Origin of the sequence: Dyadobacter sp. Leaf189 (assembly GCF_001424405.1) — a bacterium.
Lineage (GTDB): Bacteria > Bacteroidota > Bacteroidia > Cytophagales > Spirosomataceae > Dyadobacter.
The window spans coordinates 85,854-102,149 of the sequence record NZ_LMPS01000001.1 but is presented as its reverse complement, the minus strand read 5'-3'; the positions used below and the strand labels follow the sequence as shown (position 1 = coordinate 102,149).

Annotated in this window: 16 protein-coding genes; 11 read left to right on the top strand and 5 right to left on the bottom strand. The window is 45.8% G+C overall.

Annotated elements, in window-relative coordinates; translation table 11 throughout:
• Window positions 1-50: 50 nt before the first annotated feature.
• From nuoK to ASG33_RS00450, 5 genes are all read left to right on the top strand, one after another.
• Window positions 51-389, top strand: a complete 339-nt coding sequence (nuoK, locus tag ASG33_RS00470) for an NADH-quinone oxidoreductase subunit NuoK (RefSeq protein ID WP_056283060.1) — start codon at window positions 51-53, stop codon at window positions 387-389.
• 57 nt (window positions 390-446) lie between these two features.
• Window positions 447-2,363, top strand: coding sequence for an NADH-quinone oxidoreductase subunit L (gene nuoL, locus ASG33_RS00465; protein WP_056279223.1), 1,917 nt, complete (start codon window positions 447-449; stop codon window positions 2,361-2,363).
• A 49-nt stretch (window positions 2,364-2,412) separates the two neighbouring features.
• Window positions 2,413-3,861, top strand: a complete 1,449-nt coding sequence (locus ASG33_RS00460; RefSeq protein WP_056279220.1) for a NuoM family protein — start codon at window positions 2,413-2,415, stop codon at window positions 3,859-3,861.
• A gap of 8 nt (window positions 3,862-3,869) precedes the next feature.
• Window positions 3,870-5,267, top strand: coding sequence for an NADH-quinone oxidoreductase subunit N (locus tag ASG33_RS00455; RefSeq protein WP_056279217.1), 1,398 nt, complete (start codon window positions 3,870-3,872; stop codon window positions 5,265-5,267).
• A 110-nt stretch (window positions 5,268-5,377) separates the two neighbouring features.
• A complete protein-coding gene (locus tag ASG33_RS00450) occupies window positions 5,378-6,505 on the top strand; it encodes a UDP-N-acetylglucosamine 4,6-dehydratase (RefSeq protein ID WP_056279215.1) in 1,128 nt (375 codons plus the stop codon).
• A 10-nt stretch (window positions 6,506-6,515) separates the two neighbouring features.
• On the opposite strand, the gene ASG33_RS00445 is transcribed toward ASG33_RS00450, so the two are convergent.
• Window positions 6,516-7,436 (bottom strand): alpha/beta hydrolase, encoded by a 921-nt coding sequence (locus ASG33_RS00445; protein WP_229238519.1) that lies wholly within the window; start codon window positions 7,434-7,436, stop codon window positions 6,516-6,518.
• Between the two features lie 424 nt (window positions 7,437-7,860).
• On the opposite strand from ASG33_RS00445, the gene ASG33_RS00440 reads away from it, so the two are divergent.
• The 5 genes from ASG33_RS00440 to ASG33_RS00420 all read left to right on the top strand — a co-directional run bounded on the left by ASG33_RS00440 (window position 7,861) and on the right by ASG33_RS00420 (window position 12,491).
• The gene (locus ASG33_RS00440) at window positions 7,861-8,634 is read left to right on the top strand and encodes an alpha/beta fold hydrolase (RefSeq protein ID WP_056279212.1); all 774 of its coding nucleotides are present in this window, start codon (window positions 7,861-7,863) and stop codon (window positions 8,632-8,634) included.
• Between the two features lie 87 nt (window positions 8,635-8,721).
• Window positions 8,722-9,393, top strand: a complete 672-nt coding sequence (locus tag ASG33_RS00435; RefSeq protein ID WP_056279209.1) for a CBS domain-containing protein — start codon at window positions 8,722-8,724, stop codon at window positions 9,391-9,393.
• Between the two features lie 91 nt (window positions 9,394-9,484).
• Window positions 9,485-10,360 (top strand): NAD kinase, encoded by an 876-nt coding sequence (locus ASG33_RS00430; protein ID WP_056279207.1) that lies wholly within the window; start codon window positions 9,485-9,487, stop codon window positions 10,358-10,360.
• Window positions 10,361-10,370: 10 nt separating this feature from the next.
• On the top strand, window positions 10,371-11,393 hold the full coding sequence (locus ASG33_RS00425) for a dipeptide epimerase (protein ID WP_056279202.1): 1,023 nt from the start codon (window positions 10,371-10,373) through the stop codon (window positions 11,391-11,393).
• 3 nt (window positions 11,394-11,396) lie between these two features.
• On the top strand, window positions 11,397-12,491 hold the full coding sequence (locus ASG33_RS00420; protein ID WP_056279199.1) for a pyridoxal phosphate-dependent aminotransferase family protein: 1,095 nt from the start codon (window positions 11,397-11,399) through the stop codon (window positions 12,489-12,491).
• Here the strand turns inward: ASG33_RS00420 and tatC are convergent, their stop codons facing one another.
• Together tatC and pdhA are read right to left on the bottom strand one after the other, a co-directional pair.
• Window positions 12,492-13,367, bottom strand: a complete 876-nt coding sequence (tatC, locus tag ASG33_RS00415) for a twin-arginine translocase subunit TatC (protein WP_056279196.1) — start codon at window positions 13,365-13,367, stop codon at window positions 12,492-12,494. It abuts the gene before it with no gap.
• A 138-nt stretch (window positions 13,368-13,505) separates the two neighbouring features.
• Window positions 13,506-14,537 (bottom strand): pyruvate dehydrogenase (acetyl-transferring) E1 component subunit alpha, encoded by a 1,032-nt coding sequence (gene pdhA, locus ASG33_RS00410; protein ID WP_056279193.1) that lies wholly within the window; start codon window positions 14,535-14,537, stop codon window positions 13,506-13,508.
• Between the two features lie 126 nt (window positions 14,538-14,663).
• Here pdhA and recF point away from each other — a divergent pair, with 126 nt between their 5' ends.
• Window positions 14,664-15,761, top strand: a complete 1,098-nt coding sequence (gene recF / locus ASG33_RS00405) for a DNA replication/repair protein RecF (protein WP_056279191.1) — start codon at window positions 14,664-14,666, stop codon at window positions 15,759-15,761.
• Here recF and ASG33_RS25445 read toward each other — a convergent pair.
• Both ASG33_RS25445 and ASG33_RS25670 read right to left on the bottom strand, forming a co-directional pair.
• Entirely contained in the window at window positions 15,758-16,042 is a 285-nt protein-coding gene (locus ASG33_RS25445) for a type II toxin-antitoxin system RelE/ParE family toxin (protein ID WP_082489047.1), read from the bottom strand. The genes recF and ASG33_RS25445 overlap by 4 nt on opposite strands.
• A complete protein-coding gene (locus ASG33_RS25670) occupies window positions 15,988-16,269 on the bottom strand; it encodes a hypothetical protein (protein WP_056279188.1) in 282 nt (93 codons plus the stop codon). The genes ASG33_RS25445 and ASG33_RS25670 overlap by 55 nt, the downstream gene beginning before the upstream one ends.
• Window positions 16,270-16,296: the final 27 nt, after the last annotated feature.

The window sequence follows — 16,296 nt, the reverse complement described above, 5'->3', positions numbered from 1 at the left end:
TATTTTAACCGAATACCCTATAAGGTAAATCTGATATGATTCCAAACCCTATGATTCCAGAGGTTACTATACCATCGGTTATTCAGAATATTCCTCTTCAAAATTACCTAATTCTCAGCACTTTACTTTTCGTGATCGGCATTATCGGGGTTTTGACCCGCAGAAATGCGATCATCATTTTCATGTCTGTTGAATTAATGCTCAATGCCGCCAATCTCCTGCTGATCGCATTCTCTTCTTACAGATCGGATCCGTCCGGGCAGGTTTTCGTGTTCTTTATCATGGCAGTTGCAGCAGCCGAAGTAGCTGTGGGCCTTGCCATTATTGTAATGATTTATCGAAATACCAGAAATACAGATATCGGTTTTCTTAACAAATTGAAATGGTAAGCTGCTGATTGTAACCATTTTCATTTTCAGAACCAGAGATCAAAGTCCATTTTAAATATGTCTGCATCATTACTCATCCTGATCCCGCTATTGCCGCTAATCGGCTTTCTGATCAACGGGCTCGGATTTAAAACAATACCAAAAGGAGCTGTCGGAATTATTGGTACCCTTGCTGTGGTGGCCAGTTTTGTTATTTCCGTGATGACCTTCAATGCATTCCTGGCTTCGGGAAGTCAGCCGATGGTAGTTCCTCTATTTGACTGGATTACGGTAGGCGAGCTCCGCATTCCATTCTCCTTCCAGGTAGATCAGCTTTCATTGCTGATGCTGATGATCATAACCGGCGTTGGTTCACTGATCCACATTTATTCAATCGGGTACATGCACCATGATGAGGGATTTGGCAAGTTTTTCGCCTACCTCAACCTGTTTTTATTCTTCATGCTGCTGCTTGTGCTGGGTTCCAATTATGTGATCATGTTTATCGGCTGGGAAGGTGTAGGACTTTGCTCTTACCTGCTGATCGGCTTCTGGAACAAGAACACCAACTATAACAATGCAGCCCGTAAGGCATTCATTATGAACCGCGTAGGTGACCTGGGCTTCCTGCTTGGGATATTCACCATTATTGCCACATTCGGTTCTGTTGAGTATACCGAAGTTTTCAGCAAAGCAGGCAGCTTCTCACTGGAAGATCCTGCAATTGTGGCCATTACATTATTCCTGTTCATCGGGGCAATGGGTAAGTCTGCCCAAATTCCATTGTACACTTGGCTGCCCGACGCGATGGCGGGTCCTACCCCGGTTTCTGCATTGATCCACGCAGCTACCATGGTAACTGCGGGAATTTACATGGTGATCCGTTCCAATGTCCTCTACTCGCTCGCGCCATCTACACTTGAAATCGTGGGTATCATCGGCGGAGCTACTGCATTGTTTGCGGCTTCCATTGGTTTGTTACAAAATGACATTAAAAAGGTACTGGCCTACTCTACGGTAAGTCAGCTGGGATATATGTTCATGGGACTTGGAGCGATGGCTTATTCGGCATCGATGTTCCACGTTATCACGCACGCATTCTTTAAAGCATTGCTGTTCCTCGGCGCCGGTAGTGTGATCCACGCAATGTCAGACGAGCAGGATATCCGGTCAATGGGCGGTTTAAGAAAAAAATTGCCTGTTACATTTATCACATTCTTCATTGCTACCTGGGCAATTTCAGGGCTGCCGCCATTCTCCGGTTTCTTCTCGAAAGACGAAATCCTGGCTCACGTTTTTGAACACAACAAAGCACTTTGGGTAGTGGGTGTGCTTGGTTCCGTGATGACTTCCTTTTATATGTTCCGGTTGCTTTTCCTTACATTCTTCGGAACCTTCCGTGGAACACACGAGCAGGAGCATCATTTGCACGAGTCACCGGCTTCCATGACGATTCCGTTGATCGTACTTGCTGTACTTTCGGCAGCAGGGGGCTTTATCGGCGTGCCGGAAGCTTTGCATGGTACACACCACCTGGCCGAATTCATGAGCCCGCTCTATGATACAGCGCGACAGGTAAACCCTGCCGCGTTCGAAGCAACAACACTCTCCCACTCGGAAGAATATATGCTAATGGGCATTTCAGTGGCTGCGGCGCTGATCGCGGGAATTGCTGCATTTGTAATGTATGTTCAAAAAGGCGCAGTACCTGCACCTGATTCAGCAGAAAAATCAGCATTGCAGCGCGTTATTTACAACAAATACTATGTCGACGAACTGTACGATTCAGTATTTGTAAAACCTGTCAAGACACTCTCGAACATCCTTTACAGCTTCGGCGAGTTCTTCATTGATCTTTTTGTAAATGCAACCGTGCGGCTGACAAGCTTCCTTGCCGGGCTCCTGAGAAAAACCCAGACGGGCTCCACAGGAGAGTACGTTTTCGCAATGGTACTGGGCATCGTCGTGATCCTGTTCTGGAAGCTTTTACTTTGATATTACTCTAAATCCGTTCACCATTTACTGCTGACCGTTGACCTGAAATATGCTTACTCTTCTTTTAATACTTTTACCGATTGCGGCTGGAATTCTCACCTTGTTATCTGGTGAGCGCCTTGCCAAACAGGTTGCATTGGTAGGCGGGCTCGCATCGCTTGGACTGGCGGTTGCAGTGTGGCTACAATTTGACCCTGCCGCGGGTACCCAATTTGGCTTTAAATATGCCTGGCTGGCCAATGCAGGTATCTCCTTTGCCGCGGGCATTGACGGGATCAGTTTGGTACTTGTGCTGCTTACCACATTCCTTACTCCGCTGATCATCCTTTCTGCATTCAATCACACATACAAAAACGCCGCGTCATTTTACTCGCTGATCCTTTTCATGGAAGCCGCATTGATCGGCGTATTCACTGCGACTGACGCATTCCTGTTCTACCTGTTCTTTGAAGCAGCGTTGATACCGGTCTATTTCCTCGCGGCAGTTTGGGGGGGCGAAAATCGTTTGAAAGTGACGTTCAAGTTCTTCATCTACACAATCTTCGGAAGTTTGTTCATGCTGGTGGCGCTGGTTTATCTTTACTACCAAACACCGGGCACGCATTCTTCTGAAATAACTGCATTTTACCAGCTACAATTGGCGCCGGCTGTACAAGGGTTTATATTCTGGGCATTCTTCATTGCGTTCGCGATCAAAATGCCGCTTTTCCCATTCCATACCTGGCAGCCCGATACCTACACCGAATCTCCTACCCCTGCAACAATGCTTTTGTCAGGTATTATGTTGAAAATGGGTGTTTACGGTTTGATCCGCTTTTTACTTCCTATTGTTCCTGCGGGAATGGAAAGCTGGGGATTATTCGCAATGATCCTTTCGGTGATCGGAATTATCTACGGATCTATCATCGCAATTCAGCAAAGTGACATGAAGCGCCTGATCGCCTATTCTTCTTTTGCCCACGTGGGGTTAATGGCAGCGGGTGTTTTTTCTTCTTCTGTCAATGGACTGCAAGGCGCATTAATTCAAATGCTTGCTCACGGTATCAATGTAATTGGTCTGTTCTTTATCGTTGATATTATTTATTCAAGAACAAAAACGCGGTATCTCGACCAGCTTGGCGGTATTACGCAGAGTACGCCGCATTTGAGTATGTATTTTATGGTGCTGCTGCTGGGCAGTGTGGCATTGCCGCTCACAAACGGGTTTGTAGGTGAATTCCTGCTGCTATCCAGCGTCTTCCAATACGACGGTATCCTTGGTGCAGTTGCCGGACTTACCATCATTCTAGGCTCGGTATACATGCTCCGTCTGTTCCAAAAGTCGATGTTTGGGCCAAAATCGAAGTGGGTTGAAGGATTTCAGGACCTTACGGCAAGCGAACGCGCAGTACTTCTGCCGCTTGTGATCATGGTTTTCTGGATCGGCATATATCCAAATACATTTCTGAAACTAACCGAACCTGCTGTAAGCCAACTTTTACAACTGGTAAATAACTAAGTATAAATATGTACCCCATTATTCTGTTGTCGTTTTTTGGAGTCGTGACCCTCTTTCTGGGTTTCTCGAAATCAAAAAATATCCTTTTGCCTGCCACATTATTCTTTTTGCTGATAGCGCTGGCTGGCAACTTCGCCGAGTGGAACAAAGGGCCGATACTGTACTTCTACGATATGCTGCGGGTTGACAATGTAACTCTGGCATTCAATGGTATCATACTGCTATCTACGTTCATGATCGTGGCTATTTCCGGCGGCTTCCAGGATAATGCTGATTCCGAACCCGCAGAGTACTATGCACTAATGTTATTTTCGCTGGTTGGCGCATTCATGATGGTAGGTTTCCAGCATTTGATTATGCTGTTTATAGGCGTAGAAATCCTGTCTGTTGCGATGTATGTACTTACAGGAAGTAACAAGCGTAACCTGCGCTCCAACGAAGCTGCCCTTAAATACTTTTTAATGGGCGCGTTTGCGACAGGCTTCATGCTTTTCGGAATGACTTTGCTATACGGCGCTACGGGATCTTTCAAACTGGAACATATTCAGGGATTTGCTTCCAATATGCCGGCAGGCTCACAGTCTTACATCCTTTATGCAGGTCTGCTGCTATTGCTGATCGGAATGCTTTTCAAAGTATCTGCTGCTCCTTTTCACTTCTGGACACCCGATGTATACGAAGGTGCACCGACGATTTTCACGACTTTCATGTCGACAGTTGTAAAAACTGCCGGATTTGCTGCACTGTACCGGTTGCTCAGCGGCTCTTTCACGGGCATTTACGGGTTCTGGTGGATTGTTGTCGCGGCTATCGCGGTACTTACGCTGCTGGTTGGTAATATCGGCGCCACGAGCCAGAACAGCTTCAAAAGAATGCTGGCCTATTCGGGTATATCGCATGCGGGTTATCTGCTTATCGCACTTACCGCATTGTCAAAACCATCACAAAACGCGATTATTTTCTATTCACTTGCCTACTCACTTTCGACAATCTGTGCATTTGGTGTACTGATGCTGGTGTCAAAAGAGAAAACGATCGAAGGTCAGCCCAATGAATATTATGATGCATTCAACGGATTGGCAAAACAAAATCCATTGCTGGCATTTGTGCTGACAGTCTCCATGCTTTCACTTGCGGGAATTCCGCTGACAGCTGGGTTCTGGGGCAAATTTTTCATCTTCACAAGTGCGGCAGAGCGAGGTATTATTTGGATCACCGTAATAGCAGTTTTAATGTCAACAGTCGGTATCTACTACTATTTCCGGGTGATCATCTCTTCTTATTTGAAAGAAGGCGACCTGATGAAAATCCGCGTCGCGCCTTTCTATCAGGCGATTCTCGTGCTGGCGACATTCCTTACAATCCTGTTTGGACTAGCGCCTGGCATATTCGAGAACCTGATCTGAGACTTTGTAAAAACCGTTTTGTAAAAAGAGCTGCAAATTTGCAGCTCTTTTTTGTTACCCTTTTCCCAACCGTACGTCAAAAGGATATCTACCGCATTTACAGATATCAAATGACACGAACTCTTCCCGACAGACATTCCCAGGAAAACCAGAGCGCATTCAACCTTTCACAGTTGCTCTCACGTGAGCCGATTCAAACGGATAATGCGCATATCAGAAAGCAAATCAGCAATGCCGTTATCCTAATCACAGGTGCCGCAGGATCGATCGGGAGCGAGCTGGCAATGCAGGTATGTCAGCTTAATCCAAAATCCCTGATCCTCATTGATCAGTCGGAAACACTGCTCACTGAAATGGAAGTTGCTTTACAACCCCGCTATCCCCATATCAGGCTTACTGCATTCATTGGCGACATTACCGACTCTTTGAGAATGGAGCAAATTATCCGGCAAATGCAGCCCGATATCCTGTTTCACGCCGCTGCATACAAGCACGTGCCGGTTATGGAAAAACATCCCTACGAAGCTGTTCGGACTAATATTTTCGGGACAAAAATCCTCGTAGATCTGGCTGTGCGTTATGGAGTTAAGCAATTCATTTTCATATCAACTGATAAGGCAGTCAGGCCCGCGAGTGTAATGGGCGCTACCAAGCGGCTTGCCGAACTGTACATCAGGCAAAGCTGCGAACAATCAGGTACCAAATTCACGATTACCCGCTTCGGAAATGTGCTGGGATCCAGCGGTTCATTTATTAACATTTTCAAGAAGCAGATTGAAGACGGCGGGCCGGTTACCGTCACACATCGTGACGCAAGCCGCTATCTGATGACGCCGGATGAAGCCTGTCAGCTGGTTCTTCAGGCGACCTCGTCTGACTACTATGGCAAGATTGTATTCTTCGATATGGGCAGACCGGTGTCGGTGCAAGCAGTCGCAGGGCAGATGATCAGGTCAGCAGGCCTGACGCCACACTTGGATATTTGTATTTGCTACACCGGCTTGCGTCCCGGTGAAAAGCTGCATGAAGATTTGCTTAATGACGATGAAACAGAAATACCCGCCGCACATTCGGGAATGCGCATTGCCGCAAGCGATAACCGCTCCCTCAATTTTGAGACTATATTTAAAAAACTAAGTACTGCATTGAATTCAGCCAACCCAGGTCAGATTGTAGCTACTTTAAAACAGATCTTACCTGAATATGACGATGCTGCGTTAATGTGCCGACCGATGTAAATGCAGCTTCTCATTTCTGAGATAACAATCCGTTTACCTGCATCCAGAGCTTGCACCTTCCAAACCATTCGTCGAATGAAGGTTCTTTGAGGTAACCGTGCTCACCTTTGGAATAGATATGCAGGTCTGCGGGAATTCCTTTTTCATTAAGCGCCTCGTAAAATCGGATACTATTCGAAATCGGTACAACCGTGTCGTCTCCGGCGTGAGTAAGGTACGCGGGAGGCGTGGTCTTCGTTACTTGCAGTTCATTGGAAAAGTACTTCACCTTTTCCAATGCCGGATTTTGCCCCAACAAATTCGCCGAAGATCCTTTGTGCCCGATTTTGTCAGTAAAGCTGATTACCGGATAAACGAGGATCATAAAGTCCGGCCGTAAGCTGGTTTTTTTAGGGTTGTCAATAAAACTGCTGTCATAGTGAGTTCCCGCAGTGGCTGCAAGATGCCCGCCAGCTGAGAAACCCATAATGCCAATTTTTTTTGGGTCAACTTTCCATTCCGCTGCGCGTTCTCTGACAGTCGCAATTGCCTTTTGCGCATCTTGTAATGGACCGAGCGATTTGTCTTTCATGATCTGCTCCGAAGGCAGCCTGTATTTAAGTACGAATGCAGCAATCCCGATTTTGTTCAATTCTTTCGCAACCTGGTAACCCTCCCGATCAATCACCAGAACACCATAACCGCCTCCCGGACAAACAATGACGGCTGTTCCATTTGCAATGGCGGGGTCGGGTAAAAACACCTTTAATGTCGGCTTGGAAACATTCCTCACTATAAAATCTTTGTTCGTTTCCTGATCAGAACCGGGGATCGAATTTGGTATTCTGGCAGGATAAAGCGCCATTTCCTGCTGGCCGTATGTACTGAAATTAACTGCCAGCAAAAACACCATTACCCAGCTAAGTCTTCCTTTTTTGCAGATTTTATCCATTTTTAACATTGTTAAGAATACCTGTTTCTAATCTTTTTCTAATGCAGCCGGAAGTTATTTCTACCTAACTTTCGACAAGTGCAGGGTGGTATTTGCAAAGTTCTGTTATAGCTTCCTGCAACTTTTACAAGATCCAGAGGTTGAAGGCGACAGTATCCCGAATTTACCGTCTGAAAAGCGGCACATACCGGCAGGCAGTGGAACAAAATTGCACCATTCTATGTCAAACACTTGCTTATAATCTTATTAATATAATATTTACAAGAAAATGATTTTGCCGGAGTTACTTTGCACGCTGAACGAATTGAAAAAATAAGTAGTTTTGTAGAGTAACCAAATCATTCACTTGTTTCTTTCTTAAGTGATAATTGGTTCTCCGATCAGATTTGTAATACCTTTCATAAGTTAAATCCACAATAAGCGCATGAAATATCCAGTACATGCAGAGGGCAGGTTTCAGTTTATCGACGAAGGGAAGGGCGAAACATTGTTGCTTTTGCATGGCCTTTTCGGTGCGCTGAGTAATTGGGACGGTATTATCGACCATTTCTCGAATCGCTACCGGGTAATTATCCCGCTTTTGCCTATATACGAGCTTCCTCCCAGAGAAGCCGGCCTGGAAGCATTGCTCGCATTTCTGGAAGATTTTGTTGCTTTTAAGGCGCTTTCGAATCTAACGGTGATCGGTAACTCACTTGGCGGACACATCGGCTTGCTTTACACAATGAAAAACCAAAGCAATGTCAATAAGCTTGTGCTGACGGGCAGCTCCGGGTTATTTGAAAATTCAATGGGCGGCTCTTTTCCAAAACGTGGAAGCTACGATTATATCAAAGAGCGTGTCGCTTACACTTTTTATGATCCGAAAGTTGCGACCAAGGATTTGATCGATGAAGTTTTTGAAACAACTTCCAGCATTCCAAAGTGTATGAGCATTGTTGGGATCGCTAAATCGGCACAAAGACACAACCTGGCAAAAGATTTACACGAAATCAACGTTCCTACACTGCTGGTTTGGGGTTTGAATGACACCATCACACCGCCTCACGTCGGTTATGAATTCAACAGGCTGATTGCCAACTCGGAGCTTTACTTTATTGATAAGTGTTGCCACGCCCCGATGATGGAGCATCCCGAAGAATTCAACGTGATTTTGGAGAGTTTCCTTGAAAAGACTGTTTCAGTGCCGATGGTATAAATCAGGCAGCTTCGGGGAAATTTCTTTTTAGACGAAAGTTGATAGATATACAGTTTTTTTATAGCTTCGAAAAAAGACGTTCTGAAAATGCTTGCAATTTCCCTTATAAATCCGATGATTCCTGTGCTTAAACCAACCGATTCGGTGGCTACTGCATTGGATTGGATGGATGAATTCGGCGTCAAGCAACTGATCGTCTCAGACCTGGGTGTATACCAGGGTATTGTTTCAGAAGATATCCTCTTTGACATTGCCGATAGCTCCGAAGTTCTTTCCAAAATCATTATCCAGCACAAGGATATTTTTGCATCGGAAGATCAACACCCTTACGAACTGTTGCGCCTTGTAAACCAGTTTGGATTACGGATTATCCCCGTTTTGCATGAAGATCGCAGCTTTGCCGGCAGTATTTTGGTAAATGACCTGATCGAGCATTTTGTAAATGAGCTTGGTGTTCAGGAAAAAGGTGCGGTTATCGTACTCAAAGTTGCTGAAAGAAGCTATTCACTATCGGAAATCAGCCGGCTGATAGAATCAAACGGAACCAAAATACTAAGCAGCTACTATTCTTCGGGAGAAGTTTACAACCCGACCAACGAAGCTCAGCTCACTTTGAAACTCAACCGAACCAGCATTACCCCTATTATTGCGACGCTGGAACGTTTCGGTTACGACATCGTTGAAGCACACGCCAACGATCCGATTGAAAGCTTTGACCAGGAGCGCCTGGACATGCTTTTGAGGTACCTCGCTACCTAGTTCTTTCCCTTTCAAATTTCCTCCGGCTTTTGAAACGGCATATTTGTCGCTTATCTTTCGGAAGGAACCATCTGTATTATCACTTTTCTTCATGAAAATAGCCATTCATGGACGCAATTTTAATGAGTCCGCCCGACCGTTTATTGAAAATATGTTCAATGAACTGAACCGCAGGAAAATTGAAATACAGCTCTCGAAACCTTTCCGCACTTTCCTGGACCAGATCGGTATAGCTCATTACTCAGAGCTGGTTTACGAAAAACCCGAAGAACTTTACGACGCACATCTGATTGTGAGCATGGGCGGCGACGGTACCTTGCTCGAAACCGTCTCACACGTGGGAAGACGCCTTATCCCCGCAGTCGGGATCAACACTGGCCGGCTTGGATTTCTCGCTACAGTACCTCCCGAGCGGATTACGGATATGATCAATGCACTGGAAACAAACCAGTTCCGCATTGACGAGCGAACACTCGTAGCCATTGAATCTAATCTCGATCTTTTCGATGGGTTGAATTTTGGTCTGAATGATTTTACCATCACCAAAACAGATACCTCTTCCATGATCACGGTACATACCTATCTGAACCAGGAATTTCTGAATTCTTACTGGGCAGACGGGCTGATCGTATCTACGCCAACGGGCTCAACTGGTTACTCTCTTAGCTGCGGCGGACCCGTTTTAATGCCGCATTCACAAAACTTTATAATTACCCCGATCAGCCCGCACAATCTCAATGTACGTCCATTGATTGTAGAAGATACCGCAGTGATCAGGCTGGAAGTAAAAAGCCGGAGCAACAATTTCCTTGTCTCCCTCGATGCCAGATCGAGGATCGTTGATGAAAACACACATCTGACGGTCAAACAAGCCGACTTTACCGCCAAGCTGATCAAGATGAAAGACGACAGTTTTTTAAATACATTAAGGAACAAATTGTCGTGGGGACTTGATATGCGTAACTAATTACACTTCCATGAAGCTGATATACCACACTTTTGACCTTGCATTAAAACATACTTTCACGATCGCGCACGACTCGCGTGATATTCAGCAGACGCTGATTGTGGAACTTGCCGATGAAACTTCGAGCGGCCTTGGAGAAGCTACCGCTAATCCCTACTACGGTATCACAATCGATAACATGATTGAAGCGCTGGAACAAGCCAGAGCAATCGTGGAGGCAGGTAACTACCAGTCAGCGGAAGAACTCTGGACTGCTATACATCCGGTTTTGAAAGAAAATTCATTTGCGCAATGCGCTTTGGACGAAGCTGCACATGATTTTTTTGCCAAAAAGGCTGGTAAAAAGCTTTACGAAAACTGGGGCTTGTCCCTGGAAAATATTCCGCTGACCAACTTCACCATCGGCATTGACACGGTGGAAAAGATGGTATCCAAAATGCAGGAGCTTCCCTGGCCGATTTACAAAATCAAATTAGGCACTGCCGACGATCTGCGGATTGTGCAGGAGCTGCGAAAAAATACAGATGCGATCTTCCGTGTGGATGCAAATTGCGCATGGACAGCAGCGCAAACCATTTCCTTAGCCCCAAAACTAAAAGCACTGGGCGTCGAATTTATCGAACAGCCACTTCCTGCGCAGGATATTGAAGGAATGAAAAAGGTGTTTGCTGAATGCGCATTGCCTGTAATTGCGGATGAAAGCTGTATCCTGGAAAGTGATGTACAAGACTGTGCGGGCCTCTTTCACGGCGTCAATGTAAAGCTGACCAAATGCGGCGGCCCTACCGCAGCCAAAAGAATGATTGCCGAAGCAAAATCGCTCGGTATGAAAACAATGGTAGGCTGCATGACCGAAACGAGCGTGGGAATATCCGCCATTGCGCACCTGCTGCCGCTCCTCGACTATGTCGATATGGACGGATCTTTGCTGATCACCAACGATCCTGCTGAAGGCGTAGAATTCGATTTTGGCCGCATTATCTTTCCGCAACGAAATGGAAGCGGCGCGCTCCTGAAATTTCCAACTGCGTAGACCGTGGCATTACACCTGACCAATCACCTTCCCGGGCGAACCGTCAAAACGGATAAAGGAACAGAATACCTCTGGTTTAGCGGAACAGACTACCTGGGAATGGGCCACAATGCCGATTTCCAGACCTTTCTTCACGAAGGTATTACAAGGTACGGGACGCATTTTGGCAGTTCAAGAAGTAATAGTCTGCAGCTTGGCATTTTCAGTGAAGCAGAGGCACGCTTTGCGGCCTGGCAGGAAACACCAGCCGCTTTGCTCGTATCCTCCGGTATGCTGGCCGGGCAGATTTTAATGCGTGAAATAGAGAGCCTGGTTTCTACAATTGACGGGGCTGATCATGTAGCTTACCATTATGCGCCGCGCGTCCATCCTGCACTTTGGGGTAATCAATACGTAAGCAGTAACGCGGAATGGAATGCATGGGCGCATCAAACCGTAGCTGCTGTCAATGAAGAAAAGGATATCTTCCACATCATTTGTACCGACGCAGTGGGTTCGCCTGTTGCGGAATACCTGGATCTCTCCATTTTCAACGATATCCCCGCTCCCGCAAACTGCCGGCTGATCATTGATCAGTCACATACACTGGGTGTGACCGGAACCGGCGGAGCAGGTGTAAGTGCATCCCTGAATGCAGCCGTAAAAGCCAGAACATTGTTTGTCTCTTCACTAAACAAAGCGCTGGGAATCCCGGCAGGGATTATCTGGGGTGGGCAGCAGGAGCTTGATTTCCTCAGCCATTCTCCCTGGTTTGCCGGCGCGTCTCCCGCGGCTCCTTCCTATGCATTTGCATTCAACAAGCTCATGAATAATGGGATATATGCACAGATGCACCAGGTTTTGACCCAAAATATCAATCATTTCAACAACTTGTTTTCAGGTCCGGAAAGCTTGTTCAAAACCATTGCGCACTATCCGGTATTTTGCAGTACCAATGCAAGCCTGTTTGATTTTCTGCTGCAACACGGGATTATGGCTTCCTGCTTTTCATATCCGCTGCCTTCCTCCAATCCTGTGACCCGCCTAGTGATCAGCGCAGCCCACCAACAAAAAGACCTCGACCGGTTAGCCGAGGTCTGCAAGCAGTTTATCTCCTGATTAATCCGGCGTATTACCCAGATCTGCAAGTCGTTTTTCCTCCCGCAACTTCTCACGCTCCACATTGGAAGACACGAGAATACTTATTTCATATAGTATAAACAATGGGATTGCTACCAAAACCTGGCTGTAAATATCAGGCGACGGCGTGATGATCGCGGCCACAATCAGGATTACAATAAATGAATGCTTGCGGTATTCCCGCATGAAAGAAGGAGTAAGTACACCCACTTTCGCCAATACAAAAACCACAATCGGCAATTGGAATGCAATGCCGCAAGCCAGTGTTAACGTAGCAACAAGCGAAATATAGGAAGCAAGACTGAATTCATTAATGATAGATTCGTCCAGCGTATAGTTTGCCAAGAAGTTGATAGCGAGCGGACTTACTACATAATAACCGAACAATACTCCTGTAAAGAAGAGAAACGTCACATAGAAAACAGCGCCCCTCGCTGACCGGCGTTCCGAAGGTTTCAGACCTGGCTTGATAAACCGCCATATTTCCCAAAAAGCATAAGGAAATGCGAATATCAAACCTGCAATTACGGAAGAGGTCATACTCATCGTAAATGCGTCGCCCATTCCGATCACCTGCAATTTGAAATTCAATGCTTTCACACAGAGTTCATCGTATCCAACCACATCAGCCAGCTTACACAACATTCTGTAAGTCCAGAAATCGGGCTGCGATGGTGCAATAATAACGTAGTGATAAATTTCCTGTATGTAGATAAATGCTATAATGGCAAAAACCAGGATAGAAGCAGCCGCACGGATAACGTGCCACCTTAATTCTTCCAGATGCCCGATAAACGACATCTCTTTACCTTCGCTGCCTTCTTCTTCGCTATCAAATTCCTGATCCAAGGGCATATTATAAGACTATTACTAAATTTCTATTTACGTCAAAAAGCAAAAACAGGATCACGGGCGTTCTGTAAAAGCTGAATTTACCTAAAAAACCCGTCGAAGTATTCCGGCGGGTTTTTTCAGCTAACTCTTCTGATCAGATTAGTCCATGATAAATGGATAGTCCGATTCTACATAAACATCTGTGTAAGCTTCTTTTGGATCCGGGAATTCCGATTCTTCGGCAAACTGAACAGATTCTGCTACGATTTCTTTTACTTTCTTATCAATGTTTTCAAGATCCTCTTCCGTTGCAAACTTGTTTTCTAGGATCACCGCACGGATTTGCTCGATCGGGTCTCTGTGCTTGTACTCTTCTACCTCTTCTTTCGAGCGGTATTTCTGAGGATCTGACATCGAGTGACCACGGTAGCGGTAAGTACGGAATTCAAGGAAAGTAGGACCCTCCCCTTTACGTGCACGCTCGGCAGCGCGGGTTACGGATTCGTGAATTGCCTCCACGCTCATTCCGTCAACCGGCTCCGAAGGAATATCGTATGCTTCGCCCAGCGTATAAAGCTCTGTTACATTGGAAGTTCTGGCTACCGAGGTACCCATTGCGTATCCATTGTTTTCAACAACAAAGATCACAGGCAGCTTCCAGCTCATCGCCATGTTCAGCGCTTCGTGGAATGCACCCTGACGAATCGCACCGTCACCGAAGTAACAGATACAAACGTTATCTGTCTTGTTGTATTTCTCTGCAAATGCAATCCCGGCACCTAATGGAATTTGTGCTCCAACGATCCCGTGACCACCGACAAAGCCTTTTTCTTTGTCGAAAATGTGCATAGAACCGCCTTTTCCTTTGGTTGTTCCTGTTTTCTTACCGTAAAGCTCTGCCATGATTGCATTGGGTGACGTCCCAAGTGCAAGCGGGATACCATGATCGCGGTAAGCGGTAATGTATTTATCACCCTCTTTGAGCGCGGTAACAGCTCCCGAAGAACAAGCTTCCTGACCGATATACAAATGGCAAAAACCCCGGATTTTTTGCTGACCGTAAAGCTGGCCCGCTTTTTCTTCAAAACGACGCTGTAAAAGCATGTTCTCGAACCAGAACAGATACCGCTCTTTTGAATGCTGTACTTTGTTTGGGGCAGATGATTTCTTTTTTTCAGTAACGGTGGCCATTATTTGGTTCTCGTTTATAAAGACAGAACTTTGTCTTAAAGTTAGTGGTTTGAACAGAGTCTGTTTTTTGCCGTACTCACGCAATGATTTGCGAAAATAAGCATAAACTAAATAACAAAGAAGTTCATGTGGCTAGAAAAGCTCCACCTTACATACTTTAAAAGTTATGAGGAGAAAGCCCTGACCTTCGGTGAACATGTCAACTGCCTGGTTGGCGAGAATGGCAGCGGCAAGACGAATCTCCTTGATGCAATTTATTTTCTGACACTCACCAAAAGTGCCTTCCACAATCAGGATGCGCTGGGCATTAAACACGGATTTGATTTCTTTGTTATTGACGGCGTGTTTGCCGATAAGTCGCGCCACACGCAGATTACCTGCAGTTTTCAGCGCGGCCAGCGAAAGGTATTCATGTCCGACAAGAAGAACTATGAGCGGCTCAGCGACCATATCGGGCTTTTCCCGCTCGTACTGATCGCGCCCGACGATACTGATGTGATCCGTGAGGGCAGCGAGGAGCGCAGGCGCTTTTTCGACGGCGTACTGGCACAGGCGACGGAGGGATACCTCGAAGATTTTCTGCAATACAACAAGATCCTGAACAACCGGAATGGATTACTAAAGCTGTTTGCCGAAAGAAATTACCTCGACGAGGACCTGCTCGAAACCTACAATGAACCGCTGATTATACTTTCCCAAAGGCTTTACAATCATCGCAGCCGGTTTATGGAGCGGTTCTTACCATTGTTCCATAAGTACTATGCGTTTTTGAGCAGCGGGAAAGAGAAGGTTGATGTAATTTACGAAAGTGAAGTATCCAGCCCCGACTTTCCGGCAGAATTCAGGAAAAACCGCAGCCGCGATTTGCATGCGCAACGCACGGGAAAGGGCATTCACAAAGACGAGTACGTATTTGAAATCGACGAAGTTACACTCAAGAAATTCGGCTCACAGGGACAACAAAAGTCTTTCCTGATCGCATTAAAGCTGGCGCAGTTTGAGTTATTGAAAGAAGAAAAAGGAAAAACGCCGATTCTGTTGCTGGACGATATTTTTGATAAACTCGACGACCGCCGCATTCAGAAGCTGATCGAGTTGGTTGATACCGGCTTCCTCGGCCAGGTCTTCATCACCGACGCCCGACCGGAACGCTCCCAGAAGATTCTGGAGAATGTAAAAGCGGATGTGCGGTTCTTCGAGATCGAGAAGGTGCAAACTAACTAGTTATTTGAGCGCCTGTTATCGCGGATATTCATTAACAGAACCGTATTGTCAAAAACTGTATAGTACAGCGTTTGATGCCTTCCCAAAACAAATTCGTGAACAGAACTAAAAGTCCGATGCCTTTTACCCATGAATGGATATCTACTCAGCAAATCCAGCTGGAATTTGAGCTTGTCCGTAAATTGATCCGCAGATTCAAATCCCCATTGATCATATAAATAGGAGATTACTTCGGTATAGTCTCTCCTTGCATCCGCCGTCCATTTAACTTCGTAAGCCACTCTTTGCCTTCTTTAAGTACTTGTTCATTCGGGATTAAATTTCCTTGTTGAGCTTGTTTTAAAGATTCTATTAAGAGCCGGTTGAGTTCGGCAGGATCTATTTCGATCGATTGCGCATTTTGCTGTTCCACTAAACAATTGAGCATTTTCAACAGATCTTCCATTCTGTTGTCGTCAATTTCTTTAACGATCCGAATCGCTTCTGCTCTAAGTTCCGATGCTGACATATTCTAGCCTTGACAGTGTATTATAAA

Bases quoted from the DNA above. Each gene is read 5' to 3' on its own strand.
- nuoK (WP_056283060.1), top strand. From the start codon at position 51: ATGATTCCAGAGGTTACTATACCATCGGTTATTCAGAATATTCCTCTT.
- nuoL (WP_056279223.1), top strand. From the start codon at position 447: ATGTCTGCATCATTACTCATCCTGATCCCGCTATTGCCGCTAATCGGC.
- ASG33_RS00460 (WP_056279220.1), top strand. From the start codon at position 2,413: ATGCTTACTCTTCTTTTAATACTTTTACCGATTGCGGCTGGAATTCTC.
- ASG33_RS00455 (WP_056279217.1), top strand. From the start codon at position 3,870: ATGTACCCCATTATTCTGTTGTCGTTTTTTGGAGTCGTGACCCTCTTT.
- ASG33_RS00450 (WP_056279215.1), top strand. From the start codon at position 5,378: ATGACACGAACTCTTCCCGACAGACATTCCCAGGAAAACCAGAGCGCA.
- ASG33_RS00445 (WP_229238519.1), bottom strand. From the start codon at position 7,436: ATGGATAAAATCTGCAAAAAAGGAAGACTTAGCTGGGTAATGGTGTTT.
- ASG33_RS00440 (WP_056279212.1), top strand. From the start codon at position 7,861: ATGAAATATCCAGTACATGCAGAGGGCAGGTTTCAGTTTATCGACGAA.
- ASG33_RS00435 (WP_056279209.1), top strand. From the start codon at position 8,722: ATGCTTGCAATTTCCCTTATAAATCCGATGATTCCTGTGCTTAAACCA.
- ASG33_RS00430 (WP_056279207.1), top strand. From the start codon at position 9,485: ATGAAAATAGCCATTCATGGACGCAATTTTAATGAGTCCGCCCGACCG.
- ASG33_RS00425 (WP_056279202.1), top strand. From the start codon at position 10,371: ATGAAGCTGATATACCACACTTTTGACCTTGCATTAAAACATACTTTC.
- tatC (WP_056279196.1), bottom strand. From the start codon at position 13,367: ATGCCCTTGGATCAGGAATTTGATAGCGAAGAAGAAGGCAGCGAAGGT.
- pdhA (WP_056279193.1), bottom strand. From the start codon at position 14,537: ATGGCCACCGTTACTGAAAAAAAGAAATCATCTGCCCCAAACAAAGTA.
- recF (WP_056279191.1), top strand. From the start codon at position 14,664: ATGTGGCTAGAAAAGCTCCACCTTACATACTTTAAAAGTTATGAGGAG.
- ASG33_RS25670 (WP_056279188.1), bottom strand. From the start codon at position 16,269: ATGTCAGCATCGGAACTTAGAGCAGAAGCGATTCGGATCGTTAAAGAA.